General features: G+C 45.5%; 25 protein-coding genes. 22 read left to right on the top strand and 3 right to left on the bottom strand.

Features of this window, described 5'->3' with window-relative positions; all coding sequences use genetic code 11:
• Positions 1–120 precede the first annotated feature (120 nt).
• From STRDD12_RS07840 to STRDD12_RS07820, 5 genes are all read left to right on the top strand, one after another.
• A complete protein-coding gene (locus STRDD12_RS07840; protein WP_066916927.1) occupies positions 121–957 on the top strand; it encodes an amino acid ABC transporter substrate-binding protein in 837 nt (278 codons plus the stop codon).
• A gap of 157 nt (positions 958–1,114) precedes the next feature.
• Positions 1,115–1,987, top strand: a complete 873-nt coding sequence (locus STRDD12_RS07835) for a MetQ/NlpA family ABC transporter substrate-binding protein (protein WP_066916925.1) — start codon at positions 1,115–1,117, stop codon at positions 1,985–1,987.
• 165 nt (positions 1,988–2,152) lie between these two features.
• Positions 2,153–3,526 carry a M20/M25/M40 family metallo-hydrolase gene (locus STRDD12_RS07830; RefSeq protein WP_066916923.1) on the top strand — a complete coding sequence of 458 codons (1,374 nt, stop codon included), beginning with the start codon at positions 2,153–2,155 and terminating at the stop codon, positions 3,524–3,526.
• Positions 3,519–4,580 carry a methionine ABC transporter ATP-binding protein gene (locus STRDD12_RS07825; RefSeq protein WP_066916921.1) on the top strand — a complete coding sequence of 354 codons (1,062 nt, stop codon included), beginning with the start codon at positions 3,519–3,521 and terminating at the stop codon, positions 4,578–4,580. The genes STRDD12_RS07830 and STRDD12_RS07825 overlap by 8 nt, the downstream gene beginning before the upstream one ends.
• Before the next feature lie 3 nt (positions 4,581–4,583).
• A complete protein-coding gene (locus STRDD12_RS07820) occupies positions 4,584–5,270 on the top strand; it encodes a methionine ABC transporter permease (RefSeq protein ID WP_082753098.1) in 687 nt (228 codons plus the stop codon).
• 113 nt (positions 5,271–5,383) lie between these two features.
• On the opposite strand, the gene STRDD12_RS07815 is transcribed toward STRDD12_RS07820, so the two are convergent.
• From STRDD12_RS07815 to rsmG, 3 genes are read right to left on the bottom strand one after another with little or no spacing between them, the layout of a single operon-like run.
• The gene (locus STRDD12_RS07815) at positions 5,384–6,055 is read right to left on the bottom strand and encodes a potassium channel family protein (protein ID WP_066916917.1); all 672 of its coding nucleotides are present in this window, start codon (positions 6,053–6,055) and stop codon (positions 5,384–5,386) included.
• 12 nt (positions 6,056–6,067) lie between these two features.
• Positions 6,068–7,444 (bottom strand): TrkH family potassium uptake protein, encoded by a 1,377-nt coding sequence (locus tag STRDD12_RS07810; RefSeq protein ID WP_066916914.1) that lies wholly within the window; start codon positions 7,442–7,444, stop codon positions 6,068–6,070.
• A 12-nt stretch (positions 7,445–7,456) separates the two neighbouring features.
• Positions 7,457–8,170: a 16S rRNA (guanine(527)-N(7))-methyltransferase RsmG gene (gene rsmG, locus STRDD12_RS07805; protein ID WP_066916912.1), complete on the bottom strand. Its 714-nt coding sequence runs from the start codon at positions 8,168–8,170 to the stop codon at positions 7,457–7,459.
• A gap of 127 nt (positions 8,171–8,297) precedes the next feature.
• Here rsmG and STRDD12_RS07800 point away from each other — a divergent pair, with 127 nt between their 5' ends.
• From STRDD12_RS07800 to STRDD12_RS08380, 17 genes are all read left to right on the top strand, one after another.
• Entirely contained in the window at positions 8,298–8,867 is a 570-nt protein-coding gene (locus STRDD12_RS07800; protein ID WP_066916910.1) for a LemA family protein, read from the top strand.
• A 5-nt stretch (positions 8,868–8,872) separates the two neighbouring features.
• Positions 8,873–9,766, top strand: a complete 894-nt coding sequence (htpX, locus tag STRDD12_RS07795; RefSeq protein WP_066916908.1) for a zinc metalloprotease HtpX — start codon at positions 8,873–8,875, stop codon at positions 9,764–9,766.
• Between the two features lie 116 nt (positions 9,767–9,882).
• Positions 9,883–10,431, top strand: coding sequence for a YceD family protein (locus STRDD12_RS07790; RefSeq protein ID WP_066916906.1), 549 nt, complete (start codon positions 9,883–9,885; stop codon positions 10,429–10,431).
• Positions 10,432–10,435: 4 nt separating this feature from the next.
• Positions 10,436–11,149, top strand: a complete 714-nt coding sequence (locus STRDD12_RS07785) for a response regulator transcription factor (protein ID WP_066916898.1) — start codon at positions 10,436–10,438, stop codon at positions 11,147–11,149.
• A gap of 143 nt (positions 11,150–11,292) precedes the next feature.
• The gene (gene nrdR, locus STRDD12_RS07780) at positions 11,293–11,787 is read left to right on the top strand and encodes a transcriptional regulator NrdR (protein ID WP_066916896.1); all 495 of its coding nucleotides are present in this window, start codon (positions 11,293–11,295) and stop codon (positions 11,785–11,787) included.
• Complete coding sequence (locus tag STRDD12_RS07775) at positions 11,774–12,946, top strand: DnaD domain protein (protein ID WP_066916894.1); 1,173 nt, start codon at positions 11,774–11,776, stop codon at positions 12,944–12,946. Before nrdR ends, STRDD12_RS07775 begins: the two co-directional genes overlap by 14 nt.
• Positions 12,947–13,864, top strand: coding sequence for a primosomal protein DnaI (gene dnaI / locus STRDD12_RS07770; RefSeq protein WP_066916892.1), 918 nt, complete (start codon positions 12,947–12,949; stop codon positions 13,862–13,864).
• Positions 13,861–15,171, top strand: coding sequence for a ribosome biogenesis GTPase Der (gene der / locus STRDD12_RS07765; protein WP_066916890.1), 1,311 nt, complete (start codon positions 13,861–13,863; stop codon positions 15,169–15,171). Before dnaI ends, der begins: the two co-directional genes overlap by 4 nt.
• Before the next feature lies 1 nt (position 15,172).
• Positions 15,173–15,823, top strand: coding sequence for a hypothetical protein (locus tag STRDD12_RS07760; protein WP_066916888.1), 651 nt, complete (start codon positions 15,173–15,175; stop codon positions 15,821–15,823).
• 100 nt (positions 15,824–15,923) lie between these two features.
• A complete protein-coding gene (locus STRDD12_RS07755; protein ID WP_066916886.1) occupies positions 15,924–16,760 on the top strand; it encodes a Cof-type HAD-IIB family hydrolase in 837 nt (278 codons plus the stop codon).
• Positions 16,761–16,862: 102 nt separating this feature from the next.
• A complete protein-coding gene (gene ispE, locus STRDD12_RS07750; RefSeq protein WP_066916884.1) occupies positions 16,863–17,711 on the top strand; it encodes a 4-(cytidine 5'-diphospho)-2-C-methyl-D-erythritol kinase in 849 nt (282 codons plus the stop codon).
• Positions 17,712–17,795: 84 nt separating this feature from the next.
• Positions 17,796–18,236: a zinc-dependent MarR family transcriptional regulator gene (locus STRDD12_RS07745; RefSeq protein ID WP_066916882.1), complete on the top strand. Its 441-nt coding sequence runs from the start codon at positions 17,796–17,798 to the stop codon at positions 18,234–18,236.
• Complete coding sequence (locus STRDD12_RS07740; protein ID WP_066916880.1) at positions 18,233–18,940, top strand: metal ABC transporter ATP-binding protein; 708 nt, start codon at positions 18,233–18,235, stop codon at positions 18,938–18,940. The genes STRDD12_RS07745 and STRDD12_RS07740 overlap by 4 nt, the downstream gene beginning before the upstream one ends.
• Positions 18,940–19,755 (top strand): metal ABC transporter permease, encoded by an 816-nt coding sequence (locus STRDD12_RS07735; RefSeq protein WP_066916878.1) that lies wholly within the window; start codon positions 18,940–18,942, stop codon positions 19,753–19,755. Before STRDD12_RS07740 ends, STRDD12_RS07735 begins: the two co-directional genes overlap by 1 nt.
• Positions 19,756–20,360: 605 nt before the next feature.
• Complete coding sequence (locus tag STRDD12_RS07720) at positions 20,361–20,558, top strand: hypothetical protein (protein WP_066916872.1); 198 nt, start codon at positions 20,361–20,363, stop codon at positions 20,556–20,558.
• A gap of 103 nt (positions 20,559–20,661) precedes the next feature.
• Positions 20,662–20,847: a bacteriocin class II family protein gene (locus STRDD12_RS07715; protein WP_066916870.1), complete on the top strand. Its 186-nt coding sequence runs from the start codon at positions 20,662–20,664 to the stop codon at positions 20,845–20,847.
• A 13-nt stretch (positions 20,848–20,860) separates the two neighbouring features.
• On the top strand, positions 20,861–21,028 hold the full coding sequence (locus STRDD12_RS08380) for a hypothetical protein (RefSeq protein ID WP_197456671.1): 168 nt from the start codon (positions 20,861–20,863) through the stop codon (positions 21,026–21,028).
• The last annotated feature ends 561 nt before the right edge of the window (positions 21,029–21,589 follow it).

Raw genomic sequence — 21,589 nt, 5'->3', positions numbered from 1 at the left:
TAGGCTCAGGCTATCGCCTGATAGAATAATCCTATCAGCCAAAGAAGAACTTATCACAGAGAGAGGTCATAATTTGTGTTACAATAGGTTTAAGTAAATTTTCAGTAAAGGAGTTAAATGATGAACTGGAAAAAAATGTTAAAAGCTGGTGCTATGGTCGCTACGTTAGGCCTTTCTGTGGCTGTTTTAGCGGCTTGCTCATCGACATCTTCATCAGGTCAAAAAACGGTCACTTTTGCTACCGTTGGTACTACATCCCCATATTCTTATAAGAAAGGGGACAAGCTGACTGGTTTTGATATCGAGGTTGCCCGTGCTGTCTTTAAGGACTCAAAAGAGTACAAGGTTGATTTCCAACAAGTGCAATGGTCTGGGATGTTGACAGGTATCAAATCAGGCAAGTACAACATGGGAGGAAACAACATCTCCTATACCGAGGAAAGAGCTAAGACCTATCTTTACTCAAATCCAATCGGGAACAACCCTTTGGTAATGGTTGTACCAAAAGACAGTAGCATCACCAAATACGCTGATATTGCTGGCAAAAAGACACAGGTGGTACAAGGTACGACCACCGCAGCTCTTTTAGAAAACTACAACAAAGAGCACGCTAGTGACCCTGTTTCCCTCAATTACACGCAAGAAGACATTACCCAAATGTTGCAACATGTCAATGCAGGTCAATACGACTTTAAGATTTTTGATAAAATCTCCGTTGAGCGAATTGTTAAGGAACAAAAATTAGACAATGTGAAGTTGATTGACTTGTCATCGGCTGATTCTAGCGATATTGCTTCAAATACCTACATCTACTTTATCTTTAATACCGATGATAAAGACTTGAAAGCCTTTGTCGACAAACGTATCAAAGAGTTGTATGAAGACGGTACCTTGGCAAAACTCTCTCAAGAATATCTGGGTGGCGATTATGTCCCCGCTAAAGCAGACATCAAATAAGTTGCTGTCTAGAAAGGTCTAAGACAAAGGTCTTGGCCTTTTTTGCTAAAAAGAAAGGGGCTATAGTTTTCTCTTATAGCTAGCCCTAAAAAATGGGTATTTGTCAGATACTAGGATTTATGCGACAATAAGAAAAGTATTAGAAAAGAGGATTTTTATGAAAAACAGACGTAAAAACAATAACTGGCTTTGGGGCCTATTGGCTGTCGTAGTTGTCATTGCAGGTGGAGCGATTTATTTTGCTAACCGTAGTAACACAAAAACATCAAATACGACCTTAACGGTTGGGGTTATGACACGTAATGCGGATGAGAAAAAACGTTGGTCCGTCATTCAAGATAACCTAAAATCAGAAGGGGTGACGCTGAAATTCAAAGAATTTACAGACTATAACCAACCCAACAAGGCCTTGCAACAAGGTGAAATTGATGTTAATGCCTTCCAACACAAGTATTTCTTGACCAACTGGAACAAGGAAAACAAGGGTGACTTGGTCAGCGTTGCTGAAACTTACTTAAGCCCAATCCACCTGTTCTCAGGTCTTGATAGCGCTGGAAAAGCTAAGTACAGCAAGGTGAGTCAATTGCCAGATGGTGCAACGATTGCTATTCCAAACGATGCGACAAACGGAAGTCGTGCCCTTTACCTCTTGCAAAGTGCTGGCTTGATTAAGCTAAATGTTTCAGGGGATACATTGGCAACGACTGCAAACATTTCAGAAAATGATAAAAACCTTAAGATTACAGAAGTCGATGCTAGCCAAACAGCGCGTAATTTGACCTCTGTTGATGCGGCAGTTATCAATAATTCTTATGCAACAGAAGCTGGCGTTGACTACAAGACAAGTTTGTTTACTGAGCCAAAAGACGACAACTCTGACCAATGGATTAACATCATTGCTGCGCAAAAAGATTGGAAAAAATCTGATAAGGCTGATGCCATCAAGAAATTGATTGCTGCTTATCACAAAGATAACGTGAAAAAAGTAGTTGAAGAAACGAATGGTGGGGTTGACCAACCAGTTTGGTAAGCCGATGCGCTAACCGAAAAACCGAATTGAATAACCAGACTGACTGTTGGCCTGTCGAAAGACCAGACAGCTGTCGGACTGGAGGGGGTGTGACCAATACTGAAATGCCTATCCATTTTAGTTTGTCTCACTCCTTTTTTTAACCATGGAGAGAAAGGAGGAGCTATGGCTTTTGCAAGTAAAGAAGAGCAGATAGAAAAATTTAATCAGGACCACACAATTAAGCATTATGTCAAGGTTTTACGCCGCTTAATCAGCATGCCATCCATATTTGCGCAAAAAAAAGGACTCAAAGAGGTGGCGCTTTATCTAGGCGAATTGTTTGAAGAGGCTGGTGCGGATGTGCTGATTGACGAGGCCTATACGGCTCCGCTAGTTATCGCTCGTTTTGAGAGTCCAAATCCAGAGGCTAAGACCATCATTTTTTATAACCACTATGATACGGTGCCAGCAGATAGTGATCAGCCCTGGACTGAAGACCCATTTACCCTGTCCATTCGTGGGGATTATATGTATGGCCGGGGTGTGGATGATGATAAGGGACACATTACGGCGCGTTTAACGGCTGTTCGACGCTACCAAAAGGCGCATGGGTCCCTGCCTTGTCATATTATCTTTTTGATGGAGGGGGCAGAAGAATCTGCATCAACAGATTTGGACAAGTATTTGGCTAAGCATGCGGATCGTTTGCGTGGTGCCGATGTCTTGGTCTGGGAACAAGAAATCCGCGACGGACAAGGGCGCCTTCAAATCTCAGGGGGCAATAAAGGAATTGTTACCTTTGACTTGTCAGTGACGAGTGCTGACGTCGATATTCATTCCAAATACGGTGCCTTGATCGAGTCTGCTTCTTGGTATTTGGTGCAAGCTCTGGCGACCTTGAGGGATCGCAAGGGTCGCATTTGTGTTCCAGGGATTTATGACCAGGTCATTCCACCGAATGAGCGGGAATTAGCGCTTGTTGACCGTTATGTGGAGCGAACGGCTCAAGAATTGGTTGACCTTTACGGGCTCCAATTGCCTGTACTCAAGAAAGAACGTCAGGAGTTTCTCAAGACCTATTTCTTTGAACCAGCCATTAGTATTGAAGGGCTTTCCACAGGTTATCTAGGGCAGGGGGTCAAGACGATTTTGCCCGCTCAGGCACAGGCTAAAATGGAAGTACGACTGGTACCTGGTCTAACGCCAGAAGGGGTTCTAGAGGCTATCAAGGCTCACTTTGTTAAAGAAGGTTTTGACCGTGTTTCCGTTACCTATACCTTGGGAGAAGCTTCTTACCGTAGTGATATGAGTTCACCAGCCATTCTCAATGTCATTGAGATTGCTGAACGTATCTATCCTGATGGGGTGTCTATCTTACCGACATCAGCGGGAACAGGGCCTATGTGGACGGTCTATGATGCCCTGGAAGTGCCACAAGTGGCCTTTGGTTTGGGAAATCTCAACAGTCGCGACCATGGAGGCGATGAAAATGTCGCAATTTATGATTATGTCAGTCATATCGAAATGATAGAGGAGTTGATTAAGAGTTATGAGTAAAACAATGATTCAGTTAGACAATATTGGGATTCGTTTTCAGCAGAAACACCAGACCATTGATGCGGTCAAGGACGTGTCTATCGCTATTGAAGCTGGGGATATTTACGGCATTGTGGGCTACTCAGGCGCTGGGAAGTCAACCTTAGTGCGAACAATTAACCTTCTGCAACAACCGACCTCAGGGAAAATCACGATTGATGGTGAAGTCATTTTTGATGGCAAGCAAACGATTAGCAGTGCAGAGTTACGTCAGAAACGTCGGGATATCGGCATGATTTTCCAACATTTCAACCTGATGAGCCAGATGACGGCTTGGCAAAATGTGGCTTTTGCGCTAAAACATTCTGACCTTTCCATCGAGGAACAGGATAAAAAGGTCGATGAGTTGCTAGAACTGGTTGGTTTATCCGACCGAGCAGATAACTACCCTGCACAACTGTCTGGTGGGCAAAAACAACGGGTGGCTATTGCACGGGCTTTGGCCAATGACCCTAAAATCCTCATCTCCGATGAGTCCACGTCAGCGCTAGACCCTAAAACAACCCAACAAATTTTGGAGCTCTTACAAGAAATCAATCAACGGTTGGGCGTTACCATTGTCCTAATCACTCACGAGATGCAAATTGTCAAAGACATTGCCAATCGGGTGGCAGTGATGCAAGATGGTGAGCTCTTAGAAGAGGGTTCAGTGCTTGAGATTTTCTCTCATCCTCGTGAAGCCCTGACTAAGGAATTTATTGCCGTGGCGACTGGAATTGGCGAAGCCCTTTCAAAAATCGAAGACCAACCTTTAGTGCAAGGGCTAACTGCACCTGATGTTTTGGTTCAGCTCAAGTATGCTGGCACGAGCACGGACCAGCCGGTTCTAAACAGTATCTATCGGGACTTCGGTGTATCCACGAATATTTTATATGGTAATTTGGAAATTTTAGAGGGCACACCTGTTGGTGAGATGGTTGCTATCTTGTCTGGTCAAGACCAAAAAGTCAGTCAGGCAAAAGAAGCGCTCAAAGAGGCGGGCGTTGAAGTGACAGTGCTCAAGGAGGGAAAGTAAATGTTGGAATGGATTAAAACCTATTTACCAAATGTCTATGCACAGGGATTTACGGGTGACGGTTCTTGGCTAGAAGCCATTGGGCAAACACTCTACATGACCTTTGTTGCCTTTTTGATAGGGGGCGCCTTGGGATTGATTGCGGGCCTGTTTTTAGTTTTAACCAAGCGAGGTGGGGTTATCCCAAACAACCCATTTTTCCAAGCCTTGGATAAGATTGTCTCTGTTTTCCGAGCGATTCCTTTCATTATTTTATTGGCCATTTTGAGTCCATTGACCTTGCTACTGGTAGGGACAAACTTGGGAGCTACGGCTGCCTTAGTACCTTTATCAGCAGCGACATTTCCATTTTTTGCACGTCAAGTGCAGGTGGTGCTCAGTGAGATGGATAATGGAGTCATCGAGGCTGCCCAGGCCTCTGGTGCAACCTTCTGGGATATTGTCGGCATCTACTTATCTGAATGTACGCCTGAGTTGATTCGTGTCTCTACGGTGACTTTGATTTCTCTTGTTGGTGAGACAGCGATGGCAGGCGCGATCGGTTCTGGCGGTTTGGGGACGATGGCCATCAAAGGCTTTAACTACTTCCAAACCGATATGACTTGGGTAGCGACTATTCTCATCGTTCTCCTCATCTTCCTTATTCAATTTGTTGGTGATACCTTAAGTAAAGTCGTGTCCCATCGCTAGACAGTTTTCCTCACAAGGCTATCTGTCGGTGATTTTTGAGAAATTGCAGGAAAGTTATGAGGTTATGAAAAACCGCTTATAAAAGACCAGAACACTGTTCTGGTCTTTTTGATTTATTTAAAGTAACCTAAGTAATCATAGCGCTCAAAGGTATGGGTGTTTGTAATTCCTACTAAAACGGAATCCTCTTGGAGCTGCATATTGGGATCGATGTCCGTGCTTAGCGGGGAATTTTTGTGCTCACGGATGCCAATGAGGTTGAGGTCGTATTTTTTACGAATATCCAGGGCCTTAAGGCTTCGGCCTTTCCAACGTTTGGGTGTTGTAAATTCGACAATCGAAACGTCGCCTTCCAATTGGAAAATATCTGTAATTGTGCTTCGCATCAAGGTCGAAGCGAGGCGTCGTCCCATTTCCCTCTCAGGGGAGATGACATAATCAGCTCCTATGGCATAGAGGACTTCTTCATAGGTTTTACTTCTGGCTTTAGCAATGATATCAGTAATCCCAAACTTCTTGCAATGCATGACGGCAAGGACGGAAGCTTCCAAGCTATTTCCTGAGGCGACAACGACACGGTCACAGTTTTGGATACCCATATCTTCTAGAAAATCGTAGTCGGTAAAATCACCGATGGCTACGGTAGCAACTTCGTCAGCAATGGCTTGGACATGCTCGGGATTTGAGTCAATGGCAATGACGTCGTGATGAAAGCGGCTGAGCTCTTTAGCCAGGCTTCGACCAAAGACCCCTAAGCCTAGAATACCGATAATTTTTTGAGACATATGAAGTCCTTTCTATCCGAGAATGATATCTGTTTGTGGGTAGTGGCTGTCACGCTTGTGGGTTTGGAGCAAGCCCATCAGAACAGTCAAGGGGCCTACTCGTCCGATAAAAATCAGAGCCATGATTACCCATTGCCCAGCACGGGTCAATTGGCTGGTTGTATCCATAGTAACCCCAACCGTTGACAGCGCCGAAGTTGCTTCAAAAGCTAGCTGGAAGGGGTCTTTGCCGTTTTCAGTTATCAAGAGTAAAAAGAAACCTGCAAAGAGTAAAATGGTAAAGAAAATTAAGATGGTCAAGGTTTGGCGGATGGTTTCACTGGAAATAATGCGTTGCTGGAAGGTGACCCGCTTTTGCCCACGGATTTCAGAAATAAAGAGCAAAGCGACAATGGCAACGATGGCTAATTTAACGCCACCTGCGGTACCACCAGGTCCCCCACCCATCATCATTTGAAGCATAAAGAGAAAGTTGGTCGAGAGATGCGTCTGGTTAAAATCAATAGTGGTGAATCCAGCACTCCGCATGGTTACCGCTTGAAAGAGGGACACCCAACCTTGTTGCCAAAAGTTTAAGCGGCCAATGGTAGCTGGGTTGTGAGCTTCAACTGCCCAGAAAGAGAGCGTCCCCAAAACCAGAAGGATAATCGTTGTTTTGAGGGTCAAGAGCGTACTTGGCCGTAAGCTTTGATAAAACCATAACAGACGTCGGGGACGTTGTTTGAGAAAAATCTTCCCTTTAATGGCTAGGTCCGTCCAAACTGGAAAACCAATAGCCCCTGAAAAGATTAGAAACATGACGCCAGAAGTGATAATGGGATTGGTTTTTAGTGCCATGAGGCTATGACTGGTCGGGAGATTGTCAAAGCCGGCATTACAAAAAGAGGATACAGCGAGAAAGAGGCTGTTAAAGAGGCCGCGCTTCCAGCCAAATCGTGGCACGAAATCGATGAGGAAGTAGGCGGTCATGACTGCTTCGAGGACGAAGGTTACCTTATAGACCCCAAAGAGGTACTGCTTGAGGTCTTTTGAGGTCTCGTAAGCCAGGCTGCTTTTGAGGAGGGTTTGTTCAGAGAGCGACATGCGCCGGTTTATGGCGTAGTAGGACAGGGAAACGAGGGTAACCAGCCCTAAGCCTCCGATTTGAATGAGCGCCATGACAATGGCTTGCCCCCAGACATTGTAGGTCAAGCCGACGGAGAAAGTATTGAGACCCGTTACACAGACGATAGACACGGTGTTAAACAAAATGTCAAAATAGCCGGGATAGGCCACCCCTTTTTGGAAAACCCAAGGGAGTGATAAGACAAAACTCCCCAAAGCGATGACCGCCAAAAAACTGACGACAATGCGTTGCGTAATGGGGAGACGGTTGTAAAATTCAGGCACAGCAATAGCCTCCTAGAGCGGATTTTTATTGGGAGTTCCGGCTTTTCGTGGGTAACGTTTAGGGGTTTCTTTTTTCTTGGTAACAATGGTTAAATTTCTAGGGTCGCCGTTAGGTAACTGATAGTCCTTGCTTTTAGTCACTTGACAAAAGAGAGTTAAGAGGGCACCGTCAGCTTCTTTGAGTTCACTTCCTGCGCTTGAGGCCTTGAGGGCGATTAGACGACCACCAATCTTGAGAAAAGGGATGGTGAGTTCTAAAAGAACTGGTAGAGCAGCCACTGCGCGTGCAGTCACCAGGTCAAATTGCCCACGGAACTCGGCATCTTGTCCAAAATCTTCAGCTCGGCCATGGTAAAAATGAACGCCGTCCAAGGCGAGCTTGTCTGCCAGCGCTTGTAAAAAGGTGATGCGCTTGTTGAGAGAGTCGATGATAGTCACCTCTAACTGAGGAAAGAGGATTTTCATCGGGAGGCTGGGAAATCCTGCTCCGGCACCGATATCAAGAAGTTTGATGGGGCGTTCATCGAGGTAGCCGAGTAAGATAGGTGCCAGTGAATCGTAAAAATGCTTGAGATAGACACCTTCTTGGTCGGTGATGGCTGTCAGATTCATGCGTGTATTCCAGTCAACCAGGGTTTCAAAATAGCTGGCAAATTGCGCTTTTTGTTGGTCTGTCAAACGAAAGCCTAAACGCTCAAGATTGGCATAAAATTCTTCTGGGGTCATGTCAGTCTCCTTTTTCTAGTCTCTTACATTTTATCACAATTTAGACCAGTCTAGACGCTTGTGTTAGTGTGAGCGGTTTTTCTTGACTATTTTTGGTATAATGAGAAAAAAGAAAGGAAGACAACCTATGATTTTTCTTATTATTATCGCTGTCATTCTGGTTATTGTTGCTTGGGTTGTGATGACTTATAACGGCTTGGTACAAGCACGGATGCACACAACAGAGAGTTGGAGCCAGATAGACGTTCAGCTGAAACGCCGTAATGATTTGATTCCTAACCTGATTGAGACGGTAAAGGGTTACGGAAAATATGAACAAGGAACTTTGGAAAAAGTTACCCAATTGCGGGCGCAAGTGGCTGATGCGAAAACGCCTCAAGCGGCCATGGAAGCCAGTGATGCCTTGAGTCGTCAAGTGGCTGGTATCTTTGCAGTAGCTGAAAATTACCCTGACCTAAAGGCCAATAATAACTATAGCCAGTTGCAAGAAGAATTGGCCAATACGGAAAATAAAATTTCCTATGCGCGTCAACTCTACAATTCAACAACAGCCAACTACAACATGCGCTTACAAACTTTCCCAAGCAACATCATTGCAGGGATGTTCAACTTTGCGCCAGTTGAATTTTTGGAAACACCAGCTGAAGAAAAAGAAGTACCCAAGGTTAATTTTGGGGATAATGGCTTAGGAGACTAAGTCCTATGCTTTACCAACAAATTGCGCGTAATAAGCGCCGTACGGTTTACCTCTTGTTGGTCTTCTTCCTTTTGTTGGCGGCCATAGGCGCAGCAGTAGGTTATCTATGGCTGGGAAATGCCCTGGGAGGCATTGTGATTGCCCTGATTATCGGCTTCATTTATGCGATAAGCATGATTTTTCAGTCAACGGCAGTCGTTATGCAGATGAATCATGCGCGTGAAGTAACGGAAGAAGAGGCGCCACAGCTCTATCATACCGTTGAGGATATGGCCTTGGTTGCTAAAATTCCTATGCCACGTGTTTTCATTCTTGAGGATAATTCTTTAAATGCTTTTGCGACGGGTTCTAGTCCTGACAATGCGGCTGTTGCTGTGACGACAGGACTGCTAGACGTGATGAATCGCGAAGAGCTTGAAGGGGTTATTGGCCATGAAATTAGTCACATTCGCAATTATGATATTCGCATTTCGACCATTGCAGTGGCTCTGGCGTCTGCCATCACCCTCTTGTCCTCAGTTGGGAGTCGGATGATGTGGTTTGGAGGCGGGAATCGAAGGGATGACCGTGAAAGTAGTAGCGGTCTGGAAATTCTGCTCCTTGTCTTCTCACTCTTATCCTTGATTTTAGCGCCCTTGGCGGCTAGTTTGGTCCAATTGGCGATTTCCCGACAAAGGGAATACCAAGCCGATGCCAGTTCTGTTGAACTGACTCGCAACCCTTACGGATTGATATCAGCCCTCAAAAAGCTAGACCATTCACCCGATATGGAGCAAGAAGTAGACAATGCGTCAGCTGCGCTTTATATCAATTCCCCCAAAAAAGAATCCAATCTGCAAAGTCTTTTCTTTACCCATCCGCCGATTGCAGATCGCATTGACCGTCTAGAACATATGTAGTATAAAAAGAGAGCCCATCATCTTGGCTCTCTTTGTTTTTCTTTTAAGGTGACAAAGCCATGGAGACGTGATACAATTAAAATTAGAAGAAATTAATAATGTATAAAGGAGAAGCTATGCTCTATTTGAAAGATATTCAAAAGGCGGGCGGTGAGGGCCTGTCTATCTCAGAAACCCTGCAGTTGGCTGATGAGATTAAACAGCGAGACCCACAAGTAGAAGAGTTGACGCCTGTTCAGGTAGAAGGCCATGTGAGTGAGGAAGATGGCCTCTATGTGTTGACCTATCAGATGACCTATACGATTACCCTACCATCTAGTCGGTCCTTGCAGCCAGTGGCTCTGGAGTTTAATGAGCCGGTCACTGAGATTTTTGTTCAAGCTTCGCAACTAGACCAGCACCGCCAATTGGTTGATGATGACTTGGCTCTGCTTGTCGAAGGGGATAGGATTGACCTATCCGAGTCGGTGGTAGACAATATCCTGATGGCCATTCCGCTGAGAGTTTTAACAGATGAAGAAGTCGCAGGGGCTGGTATGGTATCTGGCAAAGAATGGGAAATTCTCAGTGAAGAGGATTATCAGGCCCGCAAAGAAGCCAAAAAGGCAGCTGAAAATCCTTTTGGTGCCTTAAGTGACTTGTTTAGTGATGAGGAAGGGAAGTGACGACATGGCGTCAAAGAAAGTACTGGTTTTAGAACCAGACGCTGATTTGCGTGAGGAGCTCATCAAAGACTTAGAAGAAGAGGGTTACACCGTCTTAAGCCACCAAGAAGGCCGAAAGGGCTTGGACCTTGCGGTTGAAGAAGCTGTTGATGCTGTCATTATCGATTTGTTGTTGCCTACCTTAAATGGCATGGAAGTCACGCGCCGTTTGCATCAAAAACATAGCCCTTATGTCTTGATGATATCTGAACGAACCAGTGCGGTGGATGCGGTATCCGCCTTAGAAGTGGGTGCGGATGATTATGTCTCAAAACCCTATGATACGGCAGAACTTTTAGCTCGCTTAAGGGCTGCTTTTCGCCGGCAGTCCATCGAACAAAACCGGCAGTTGGCTTTGGTGCCACAAGTCTTTCGTGATATCCATTTAGATCCTGCCAAGCGGGTGGCTAAGCGAGGTGCAGATGTTATCCCGCTGACCAATAGGGAGTTCACCTTATTTAATACCCTATTATGCAATCGAAATAAAGCCATGAGTCGTGAAATGCTTCGTGAGCAAGTCTGGCAGGCGGATGAAAAGGCTGCAACAAATGTGGTTGATGTTTATGTACGGTATTTACGTGAAAAAATTGATATCGAGGGTCAGAGCAGCTATATCGCGACGGTTCGAGGAGTGGGCTATATGGTTCGTGATGATGACAGCGATGCCAATGACCTTTAAGCGGCCGCTGGCATTGGCTGAGGCTTGCTTTTTTAGGCTTATTCTTAGCCAGAGAAAGGCAAGTCCTAGGGGGTGGGGGCTTTGTCCTTACCCTTGAAATATGATAAAATGGCACTATAAAGCAAACAAAAGGAGGGGAGTGCATGCGGTGTCCAAAATGTGGCAGCAGTAAGTCGAGTGTCGTTGACAGCCGTCAGGCTGAAGATGGCAATACCATTCGGCGCAGAAGAGAGTGTGAAAGCTGTCATTTTCGTTTTACGACCTTTGAAAGGATTGAAGAATTACCATTTTTAGTCATTAAAAAAGATGGCACCAGAGAACAGTTTTCCCGAGACAAGATTATGCAGGGCATTGTCTTGAGTGCGCAGAAACGGCCGGTTTCTAGCCGAGATATTGAGAAAATTGTGAATCGGATTGAGCAAAAATTGCGTTCTGATTATGACAGTGAAGCACCGAGTGAAGTGATCGGTAATTTGGTGATGGATGAGTTGGCAATCCTGGATGAGATTACCTATGTCCGTTTTGCCAGTGTCTATAAGAGTTTCAAAGACGTTGATGAGATTGAGGCCCTCTTGCAACAACTGTCTCGAACCGTGCGTAGTCGCAAGAGTCAGGTGACCACAGATGAAAGCGAGTGACCACTTTCACTACCTTGCTGCCAATAAAATCGCTCAGGCGCAACCCAGCCTTCTGTCTTGTTATCTCCCGATAGTGGGCAATGAAGCGGTTTTGCTCTATCAGTATTTTTTGGCCTTTTACGATGCTGGGGCTGTTGCTCATCGGTTTAGTGAGATTCTCAATCATATGCAGTTCGGGATGGCGCCTTTACAAAAGAATCTGGCCATTTTAGAGGGGATTGGTCTCATCAAGCATTATCAGCAGGGTGATGACCATTGGTTTTTGTTGCGTCCGGCTTTAGCGACGCAAACTTTTTTAAAGCAAGCGGTTTTGGAAAGTTTGCTGACCCAAAAAATTGGGGAACCCGCTGTTGCGCATCTCAAGCAACAAGTCCCTAGTGCAGAAGACGTGACCAGGAGTTTTGCCCAAGTCTTTGGTGACCAAGGTCAAGTCTTAACACCCGAAGCGGAAACAGCCGTTGAGACGTTTGCCTTTGATTATTTCAAGGAGCAGATGGCCAAGGATGGTTTGCGCTTTGAGGATGAACAGGCGGATACCATCACCCTTTACCGCTTAGCCGAGCAGGAAAAATTAACCTGGCACCAGCTTTATGTCATTGCCAAGGAGACTGCCAGTCGCAAGGTGATTCGCCCGCAACGGATACTGGCCACCCTCAAAAAGCCACAAACGACAGGTCAATTGAGCCTAACGGCTAAGGAAGCCGTCGTCGTCCAAGAAGCTCAACGGGATTCGGCAGCTACCTTTTTGGCCAAAATTAAAAAAACCAGGCATGCGCAAGTGACCAAGCAAGAGCGGGACGTTTTAGAAGATTTAGCGCAACAAGGCTTCTTAGATGAAGTTATCAATGTTATGGTCTTGTACACGCTCAATAAAACACGTTCGGCTAACTTGAACAAACGCTACATCACCAAGCTGGCCAATGATTTTGCCTACCAAAAAGTGACAACGGCAGCAGATGCCATCCTAAAAATGCGAGACTTTAAGGAAGCTAAACGCAGCAACCAGAAGAAGTCACAAGCTCCAGCACAAACCAATGTCCCTGAGTGGTCTAACCCTAGTTATGAGAATCAAACCACCCAAGCAGATTTAGCTGAGCTAGAAGCCTTGCGCAAACGCAGCCGTGAGCGCCTGGAAAAACTCGGAAAGGATACAAAGTAGATGGAGAGCATCGGACAAGCGATGGCTAAAAGTGGCCGTCTGATGAGAGGGGATTCCCAAGCTATCGAAGCGCAAATTTTAGCTGACCCAGATGTCGCCAACTTCATTAGTCAAGAAGGCTTGAGTCAGGCGCAGATTGTACAGGGCTTGCCCAAGTTTAACCAATTTCGCTTGGAACGTGATAAATATTTGCAACGTAAAGACGATTATGTGGCTAAAGGCTATGAGCCTGTCCTGGTCATGAATGAAGGCTTCGTGGACGTCACCTATAAAGAGACCGCAGCGCTCAAAGAAGCTCAAGCCAAGCGCGCTGTCAGCGACCGCATTGAGCTTGTCAGCATGCCTCGGTCTTACAAGGATTTGCATTTAGAAGATATTTCCTTGGATGATATCAGCCGTGGTCGGATTTACGAGGCCATTGTAGACTTTCTGGATAACTTCCAGGCGGTTGGGAGCAAGGGGCTTTACCTCTATGGTGATATGGGGGTTGGGAAATCCTACATGCTGGCGGCTATGGCTCATGAACTCTCTGAACGTCTTCAGGTAGCGACGACACTCTTGCATTTTCCCAGCTTTGTGATTGATGTGCGCAATGCGATTGCAAGTGGTTCAGTCAAAGAAGAAATCGACCGTGTCAAGTCCGTCCAAGTGCTGATTATTGACGATATCGGAGCAGAGCAAGCGTCAAGCTGGATGCGTGACGAGGTTTTGCAAGTTATTTTACAGCACCGTATGCTGGAAGAACTCCCAACATTTTTCACATCCAATTACAATTTAACTGAACTAGAGCGCCATTTTGCACAAGGAAAAAAAGGTGATGAAACCTGGCAGGCCCAGCGCGTGCTGGAACGTGTCAGATTTTTAGCCCATCCTATGCATCTAGAGGGCGCAAACCGTAGAAATGAGAAGAAACCATGAGTTTACCAACTGTTGCTATTGTCGGCCGTCCAAATGTCGGAAAGTCGACGCTTTTTAACCGTATTGCCGGCGAACGCATTTCTATCGTTGAAGATGTCGAAGGTGTTACCCGTGACCGCATCTATGCGCAAGCGGAGTGGCTCAATCGTCAGTTTTCTATCATCGATACAGGCGGTATCGACGATGTCGATGCCCCTTTTATGGAGCAAATCAAGCACCAAGCGGACATTGCCATGCAAGAGGCTGATGTGATTGTTTTTGTCGTATCTGCCAAAGAAGGGGTGACCGATGCTGACGAGTATGTAGCCAAGATGCTCTATCGGGCCGACAAGCCTGTCATTTTGGCGGTCAACAAGGTGGATAATCCTGAATTGCGCAATGAGATTTACGACTTCTATACCCTAGGTCTAGGAGACCCTTATCCCGTTTCATCTGTTCACGGGATTGGGACTGGTGATGTGCTAGATGCTATTGTGGAAAATCTCCCCATCGAGACGGAAGAAGATAATTCTGACGTTATCAAATTCAGCCTGATTGGTCGGCCAAATGTCGGGAAATCCAGCCTTATCAATGCCATTTTAGGGGAAGACCGCGTCATCGCTAGTCCGGTTGCAGGAACAACGCGGGATGCGATTGATACGCATTTTACCGATGCTGATGGGCAAGAGTTTACCATGATTGATACCGCAGGTATGCGTAAGTCCGGTAAGGTGTACGAAAATACGGAAAAATATTCGGTGATGCGTGCCATGCGTGCCATTGACCGGTCTGATATTGTCCTGATGGTTATCAATGCCGAAGAAGGCATTCGTGAATACGACAAGCGGATTGCAGGTTTTGCCTATGAGGCCGGTAAAGGGATTCTTTTGGTGGTCAACAAATGGGATGCCATCAAAAAGGACAACCACACCACGAGCCAGTGGGAAGAAGATTTGCGCCATGAGTTCCAATTTCTCACCTATGCCCCCATCGTCTTTGTCTCAGCTGTGACCAAACAGCGCCTCAATCGCTTGCCTGAGTTGATTAAAACCATCAGCGAGAGCCAAAACCGGCGCATCCCATCTGCTGTGCTTAACGACGTTATCATGGATGCGATTGCCATCAACCCGACACCGACGGATAAAGGCAGACGCCTGAAGATTTTTTATGCCACTCAAGTGGCTGTTAAACCACCTACCTTTGTCGTTTTCGTCAACGAAGAAGAACTCATGCACTTCTCTTACCTACGCTTTTTGGAAAATCAAATTCGAGAAGCCTTTGGTTTTGAGGGGACGCCAATTCGCTTGATTGCCCGAAAACGGAAATAAGATGGCAAAAACTCCTTATTCTTATCAAGCTCTCTCGGACTTTCTGGCCCAAGATGGCAAAAAGTATGTCAAACCGGAAAAAGCTGGCGAAAAAGCCCAAGCCATGCAAGCTCTCCGACAACTCGGACAAGAAGCGCGTGATGCCTTTACAGCTCTAGCAGAGGCTGTTGCCAAGGACTGGGACCAGGTCCAGATACAAAGAGTCAGCCTCTGGGCTAACCAAGCCCAAAGGCTTCGTCCGCATTTTTGGGTTTATTTTCTAGGAGAGGCAGACAGTCTCAATCGCCCGCTCATGGCCTTACGTTTGTATGGCGAAGCCCAAAAATTTGGCCTTTCTTGTGAGCTGTCTTTTATTGAGCGGCATAAGGATGACGAGACCTTGAACTACCAAGCAAAGGTGCTAGACTTGCCTGTGCGTGAGCCCCTTTATTTTCAGGTCCAAGAAGTTGCCGGTGGGCCTTCCTATCGTTTGGCGGCTGATGAACTCAACCAGCGCCACTTACAAACTGCCTTGGCAGAGGGGCGTGTCCGTAAGGTCTTATTAAAGACTGACATTGCCTTAACAGCTGAACAGACCTTACCTGACCTAGTCACCCAAATCCATAAAGGTTTTGAAGCGCTGTTTCCTTATTTTGAGGCGACCAAGCAGTAGCAATCCTAAGATAGTATCAGAACACCCAAGGATAGGCTTAGCCGAGGGTGTTTTTTCTATGCTACAATGGGGCCGAGAGTTAAAGGAGGAGGACATTCTTATGGCAGTTATTTTTTTAGATGTTGACGGGACCTTGGTGGACTATCACAATCGGATTCCCGAATCTGCTGTTGGTGCCATCCAAACAGCCAGAGCAAACGGGCATAAAGTTTATGTCTCCACAGGTCGTAGCCGTGCAGAAATGCCTGAAAAGATTTGGGCGATTGGCTTAGATGGCATGATTGGAGGAAATGGTTCCTATGTCGAAGACAGGGGGCAAGTCATCATGCACCAGGTCATCCCCCAAGAGCAGGCGCATGCGGTTGTGGACTGGTTACAAGCACGTGGTCTGGACTTTTATTTGGAGTCTAATAATGGTCTTTTTGCAAGCCCGAATTTTAGAGAGGCTGGCCGACCTGTCTTGCAACACTATGCCCTAGGAAAAGGCAAGACACAAGAACAAGTCCATGACCTGCAGGTTGAGGACCTCATGCATGGGATGGTTTTTGGAGGCAACCTCTACCGTGATGACCTCAATAAGGTTAGCTTTATCCTTAAGAGTTATCAGGACTTTTTAGAGGCCAAGCAAGCCTTTCCAGACCTCAAGGCAGGTACCTGGGGAGGTCGTGGCGAGGAAGCCCTCTTTGGCGATCTTGGTGTCAAAGACATTACCAAAGCCCATGCTATCGAAGTGTTACTCCAGCATTTAGGTGTGGATAAAAGTCAAACCATTGCTTTTGGGGATGCCAAGGTGGATATTCCGATGCTAGACTACTGCCAGATAGGAGTAGCTATGGGAAATGGTGGCCCTGAGATTAAGGCTATGGCTGATAAAATCGTAGCCGATGTCGAACACGATGGCCTCTACCAAGGATTTAAAGAATTGGGCTTGCTTTGAGGTTGGCTTTTCTAGCCCTTGTATGACGGCGTTTGGCTCCTGATTTGTCAACCCTATCGCAGTTTTGGTATAATAGGACCATTATCATCAAAGGAAAGCGATATGGAAGTTATCGAAAAAGCACCAGCCAAGATTAATCTCGGGCTGGATATAGCCGGAAAATGTGACGACGGCTACCACCAACTGGCCATGATTATGACCAGTGTGGATTTAAATGATTATGTCACTGTTCGCCCTCTAGAAGACGATGTTATTACGGTTACCTCTAACAGTAACCGTATGCCTCTAAATAAGAAAAATGATGTTTATAAGGCTGCCCAACTGATTAAACAGCGCTTTGCTATCCGACAAGGTGTAGCCATCACGCTGGACAAGCGTATCCCTATCTGTGCAGGACTAGGTGGTGGGTCTAGTGACGCTGCAGCGACCATTCGAGCCCTCAACCAACTCTGGCATCTCGGTATGGATAAAGAGGCCATGGCAGAGATTGGTTTTGCCATCGGTAGCGATGTTCCCTATTGCCTCAAAGGAGGTTGCGCTCTGGTGACAGGCAAGGGGGAGCAAGTGGAACTCTTGCCCAAACAAGTCAAGGCTTGGGTGGTTCTGGTGAAACCTCATTTTGGCATCTCGACACGGCATATTTTCAAGGAGATTGACGTTGCGACCATCAGTCGGGTGGATATCTCAGCCCTGTCAGAAGCCATTTTGGCAGAGGATTATGACCAGATTTTAGCGCATATGGGGAATTCGCTCGAAGATATTACCATTGCTAAAAAGCCTTTTATCCAAAAAATCAAAGACCGCATGCTAGCTTCGGGTGCAGATATTGCACTGATGACAGGGAGTGGGCCAACGGTTTTTGCCCTGTGTTCTACCTCAAAAAAAGCAGACCGTGTGGTCAATAGCGTCAAGGGCTTCTGCAAAGAGGTCTACAAGGTGCGCACCCTTTAAGACGAAAAGAGTCAACTAAAGCTTGATTCTTTTTTTATTTGCGGTATAATGGCAACTAGAAATTTAACTGGTTAAGGAGTTGCCATGTTTGCGGAACAAATCGATCATACCATCAATGCCATATTGATGCGGGCAGAAAATCAACACGAACTGCTCTTGGGGGAATGCCAGAGTGAGTTGGCCCTCAACAATACCCAGGAGCATATTCTCATGCTCTTACAGGAGAAACCACAGACAAACTCAGATTTGGCGCGTGAACTTGCTGTCAGTCAAGCAGCCGTAACCAAATCTTGCAAGCAGTTGCTCAAATTAGAACTGATTGAAACTATTCGTGACAAAAAGGATGCTCGGGTCACCTATTTTCAACTGTCGCAAGCTGGCAAACCCATCGCGCAGGAACACGCCGACCACCACAGCATGACCCAGTCACGCTACCAAGCCCTGGCAGAGGCTTTTGACAGTGACCAACAGGCTGTTATTGTGGCATTTCTCAAAGATTTAGAAAGGACCTTAAAAGACGCATGAGATACATTACCGTAGAAAACCTTGCCTTTCAATACGACCAAGACCCTGTTCTAGAGGGGGTCACCTACCATATCGATAGCGGGGAGTTTGTGACCTTGACGGGAGAAAATGGGGCAGCCAAGTCCACCCTTGTCAAAGCAACTTTGGGGATTTTAAAACCAAAGACAGGTACAGTGACCATTGCAAAGACGAGTATTTCCGGGAAAAAGCTTCGTCTCGCCTATCTGCCCCAACAGATTGCAAGTTTTAACGCTGGATTTCCCAGCACCGTCTATGAGTTTGTCAAATCAGGGCGGTACCCTCGTAAAGGCTGGTTTCGACGTTTGACCTCGCATGATGAGGCCCACATCAAAGCAAGTTTAGAGTCTGTCGGGATGTGGGAGAGTCGCAACAAACGGATTGGGAGCCTTTCTGGTGGGCAAAAACAACGTGTCGTCATTGCACGGATGTTTGCCTCTGACCCAGATATCTTCATCCTAGATGAGCCAACCACAGGAATGGATGCCAGTACGCAAGATACTTTTTATGAACTGATGGAGCACAGTGCGCATCGGCATGGCAAGGCGGTTTTGATGATTACCCACGACCCTGAAGAAGTTGCCAAATACGCTGACCGCAACATTCACTTGGTGCAAAATAAAGAGCTACCTTGGCGCTGTTTTAACATCCACGACAAGGATGACCAGAAAGGAGCGAGTCTTTAATGTTGGATTTATTTAATTACAGTTTTATGCTGAGGGCTGTTTGGGCTATCGTGGCCATGAGCCTTTTTGCGCCTATCCTAGGAATATTTTTAATTCTGCGCCGCCAAAGCCTTCTCAGTGATACCTTGAGTCACGTGTCCCTAGCAGGTGTCGCTTTTGGCTTGCTTCTGGGGTGGAATACGTCTTGGGCGACCCTCCTGGTCGTCACCGTAGCAGCCGTCGTGATGGAGTACTTGCGGACCGTATACAAGCATTATATGGAGGTATCGACAGCCATTCTCATGTCCTTTGGCTTGGCCTTGGCCCTGATAGTAACCTCCTACTCTAATGGGGGCTCAACAGTTTCTCTAGAACAATACCTCTTTGGTTCGGTAATTACCATCTCTAGTAGTCAGGTCTGGGCCTTGGCGGCCATCGCAGCAGTCATCCTCATCCTGGTCGCTTTTTTCATACGCCCCATGTATATCTTAACCTTTGATGAGGATACCGCCTTTGTCGATGGGCTTCCCGTTCGTCTCATGTCTCTGGCTTTCAATGTGGTGACAGGTGTCGCTATCGCCTTGATGATTCCTGCAGCAGGGGCTCTTTTGGTCTCTACCATTATGATATTACCAGCCAGTATCGCCATGCGCTTGGGGAGAAGTTTTCGCTGGACCATTGTCTTGTCCGTGCTGATTGGCTTTGTCGGTATGCTGTCAGGGATTGTCATCTCCTACTACAGTGAGACACCTGCCAGTGCTACGATTACCATGATTTTCATTGCTATCTTTACCCTAGTAACTTTGGGGCAAACCTTGCTTAAGCGCTTTGGGTAATTGTTACATAAAATCCTGCTCTTCGTCTGAAGGGCTTTTTTTAGGTGACAGCTTGTTCTTTGGTCGCAAAAAGGGTAAGATAAGACTAAGATTTTCGATACAAAGGAGCTTACCTGTGAAGTCATCACTTAAAGATTCTCTCAAAAACAAACCTTTCTTAACCGCTGTTCGGTTGTTTTTTGCCTTTTACCTGCTTTTGTTTGTGCTTTTGCTTGGCTTGCGCCTCTATCTCGCCTTGACTCAAAGACTCGGCTTTTGGGAAGGTGGCTTTAAAAGCCAACTTTTCATCATGTTTCCACTGGTCTGCTTGTGTTATTATTTATGTGAGCGATCCCAGTCTAAGGACAAAAAATAGTGACATGAATGTCACTATTTTTTTATTTGGGTCTAGCTTATAATAAAAGCATAGCTCATAACAAGCTTCTGAGAGCTATTGGATGCATCCCTCTTATTTTAAGAGAAATAGAAGCTACCTTATGGCGCTTAGCGAGGCTGATGAGGTTGTCACAATCGCCAAAAAGTAAATGCAAAGGAGCAGACAATATGGCTTATCAAACTTTGACAGTGGAAACACTTGCAACTGTTTCTGGTGGTGGTCATACGATATGAAAAATTCAAAAGCAATCAAAACAACCGTTATCAACCTTGGCTTAGTTATTTTGGTATTCGCACTTGCTTATCTTTTTGGAGGTGTGAGCTTCATCCAAGAAAACAAGGTTTACTTAGTGGCTTTTACAACAGTTATGGCCTTTATCACTGTTATGCCTTTTGTTCCAAAACGTGAACAAAAAAATGAGAAATGACTCATAAAATGCATCCCTCTTAGTTTAAGAGAAATAGAAGCTACCTTATGGCGCTTAGCGAGGTTTTATAAGGTTTGACTATTTGCAGAAAAGGAGAAAAATAATGACAACACAAATCGTTAAAAAGTTTGAAACTCTTGATATTGAAACGCTTTCGCATGTCGAAGGGGGAGTAAATTGGGCTGCCTGCTATGCCGGTACTATTGGCTCTGCATTAGTGGGTTCTGCAGGAGGACCTGTCGGATACTGGGGCGGAGCTTTAGTTGGTTATGCGACATTTTGTCAATAACGAGGAGAAGACTATGCTAAAACAAAAAAGAGCGTACTTATTGGCTATTGTCCTTTTAGGGATGGGATTCTTTAATTTATCTAGAAATATGGATTTCCTGCATCAGACGATTAACTTAGCTGGTTTAAGTCTGATTGTCTTTAGTCTATTGTTCAAAAATTGGGGAATTGAAAATAAGTAGTAATTAACTAGTGATAAAGCCCTAATTTAAGACTAATGAATCTTAGTTTAGTATAGACAATATCGAATTAAGTTATGGAAGCTGGGATGTCTATCTCAGCTTCCTTTTGTTGCATTTTTATGCCTAAATAGCAGTTCAAATTTTGTACTTGGGGGATGGTATAGTAGATTAAGGAGCAAGTATGTACTTGTTCAGGCAATGGATAGGAAAAAGCTGATACCGACTTATAGGTGTCTAGTAGGGTGACATGAATGTCACTATTTTTTTATTAGGGTCTAGCTTATAATAAAGCCATAGCTCATAACAAGCTTCTGAGAGCTATTGGATGCATCCCTCTTATTTTAAGAGAATAGAAGCTACCTTATGGCACTTAGCGAGGTTTTATAAGGTTTGGGGAATCGCAAAACAAAAGTAAATGCAAAGGAGCAAACAATATGGCATATTTCTTTGTAGGATTCGCATTAGCAGTAGTATGTCAGCTAATTTCTAGTTGGTATAAGAAAAGAAGAAACCACTAAAGGCATAAACCAAACTATTGCGGATATTATTCACACAGAAAGA

The organism is Streptococcus sp. DD12, from assembly GCF_001578885.1.
Taxonomy (GTDB): Bacteria; Bacillota; Bacilli; order Lactobacillales; family Streptococcaceae; genus Streptococcus.
This window is presented reverse-complemented; position numbering and strand designations above follow the sequence as displayed.

Bases quoted from the DNA above. Each gene is read 5' to 3' on its own strand.
- STRDD12_RS07825 (WP_066916921.1), top strand. From the start codon at position 3,519: ATGAGTAAAACAATGATTCAGTTAGACAATATTGGGATTCGTTTTCAG.
- STRDD12_RS07840 (WP_066916927.1), top strand. From the start codon at position 121: ATGAACTGGAAAAAAATGTTAAAAGCTGGTGCTATGGTCGCTACGTTA.
- ispE (WP_066916884.1), top strand. From the start codon at position 16,863: ATGGAAGTTATCGAAAAAGCACCAGCCAAGATTAATCTCGGGCTGGAT.
- STRDD12_RS07740 (WP_066916880.1), top strand. From the start codon at position 18,233: ATGAGATACATTACCGTAGAAAACCTTGCCTTTCAATACGACCAAGAC.
- STRDD12_RS07715 (WP_066916870.1), top strand. From the start codon at position 20,662: ATGACAACACAAATCGTTAAAAAGTTTGAAACTCTTGATATTGAAACG.
- STRDD12_RS07735 (WP_066916878.1), top strand. From the start codon at position 18,940: ATGTTGGATTTATTTAATTACAGTTTTATGCTGAGGGCTGTTTGGGCT.
- nrdR (WP_066916896.1), top strand. From the start codon at position 11,293: ATGCGGTGTCCAAAATGTGGCAGCAGTAAGTCGAGTGTCGTTGACAGC.
- STRDD12_RS07785 (WP_066916898.1), top strand. From the start codon at position 10,436: ATGGCGTCAAAGAAAGTACTGGTTTTAGAACCAGACGCTGATTTGCGT.
- STRDD12_RS07745 (WP_066916882.1), top strand. From the start codon at position 17,796: ATGTTTGCGGAACAAATCGATCATACCATCAATGCCATATTGATGCGG.
- STRDD12_RS07800 (WP_066916910.1), top strand. From the start codon at position 8,298: ATGATTTTTCTTATTATTATCGCTGTCATTCTGGTTATTGTTGCTTGG.
- STRDD12_RS07835 (WP_066916925.1), top strand. From the start codon at position 1,115: ATGAAAAACAGACGTAAAAACAATAACTGGCTTTGGGGCCTATTGGCT.
- STRDD12_RS07755 (WP_066916886.1), top strand. From the start codon at position 15,924: ATGGCAGTTATTTTTTTAGATGTTGACGGGACCTTGGTGGACTATCAC.
- STRDD12_RS07790 (WP_066916906.1), top strand. From the start codon at position 9,883: ATGCTCTATTTGAAAGATATTCAAAAGGCGGGCGGTGAGGGCCTGTCT.
- STRDD12_RS07760 (WP_066916888.1), top strand. From the start codon at position 15,173: ATGGCAAAAACTCCTTATTCTTATCAAGCTCTCTCGGACTTTCTGGCC.
- htpX (WP_066916908.1), top strand. From the start codon at position 8,873: ATGCTTTACCAACAAATTGCGCGTAATAAGCGCCGTACGGTTTACCTC.
- STRDD12_RS07830 (WP_066916923.1), top strand. From the start codon at position 2,153: ATGGCTTTTGCAAGTAAAGAAGAGCAGATAGAAAAATTTAATCAGGAC.
- STRDD12_RS07720 (WP_066916872.1), top strand. From the start codon at position 20,361: ATGAAAAATTCAAAAGCAATCAAAACAACCGTTATCAACCTTGGCTTA.
- dnaI (WP_066916892.1), top strand. From the start codon at position 12,947: ATGGAGAGCATCGGACAAGCGATGGCTAAAAGTGGCCGTCTGATGAGA.
- STRDD12_RS07775 (WP_066916894.1), top strand. From the start codon at position 11,774: ATGAAAGCGAGTGACCACTTTCACTACCTTGCTGCCAATAAAATCGCT.
- STRDD12_RS07815 (WP_066916917.1), bottom strand. From the start codon at position 6,055: ATGTCTCAAAAAATTATCGGTATTCTAGGCTTAGGGGTCTTTGGTCGA.
- der (WP_066916890.1), top strand. From the start codon at position 13,861: ATGAGTTTACCAACTGTTGCTATTGTCGGCCGTCCAAATGTCGGAAAG.
- STRDD12_RS08380 (WP_197456671.1), top strand. From the start codon at position 20,861: ATGCTAAAACAAAAAAGAGCGTACTTATTGGCTATTGTCCTTTTAGGG.
- rsmG (WP_066916912.1), bottom strand. From the start codon at position 8,170: ATGACCCCAGAAGAATTTTATGCCAATCTTGAGCGTTTAGGCTTTCGT.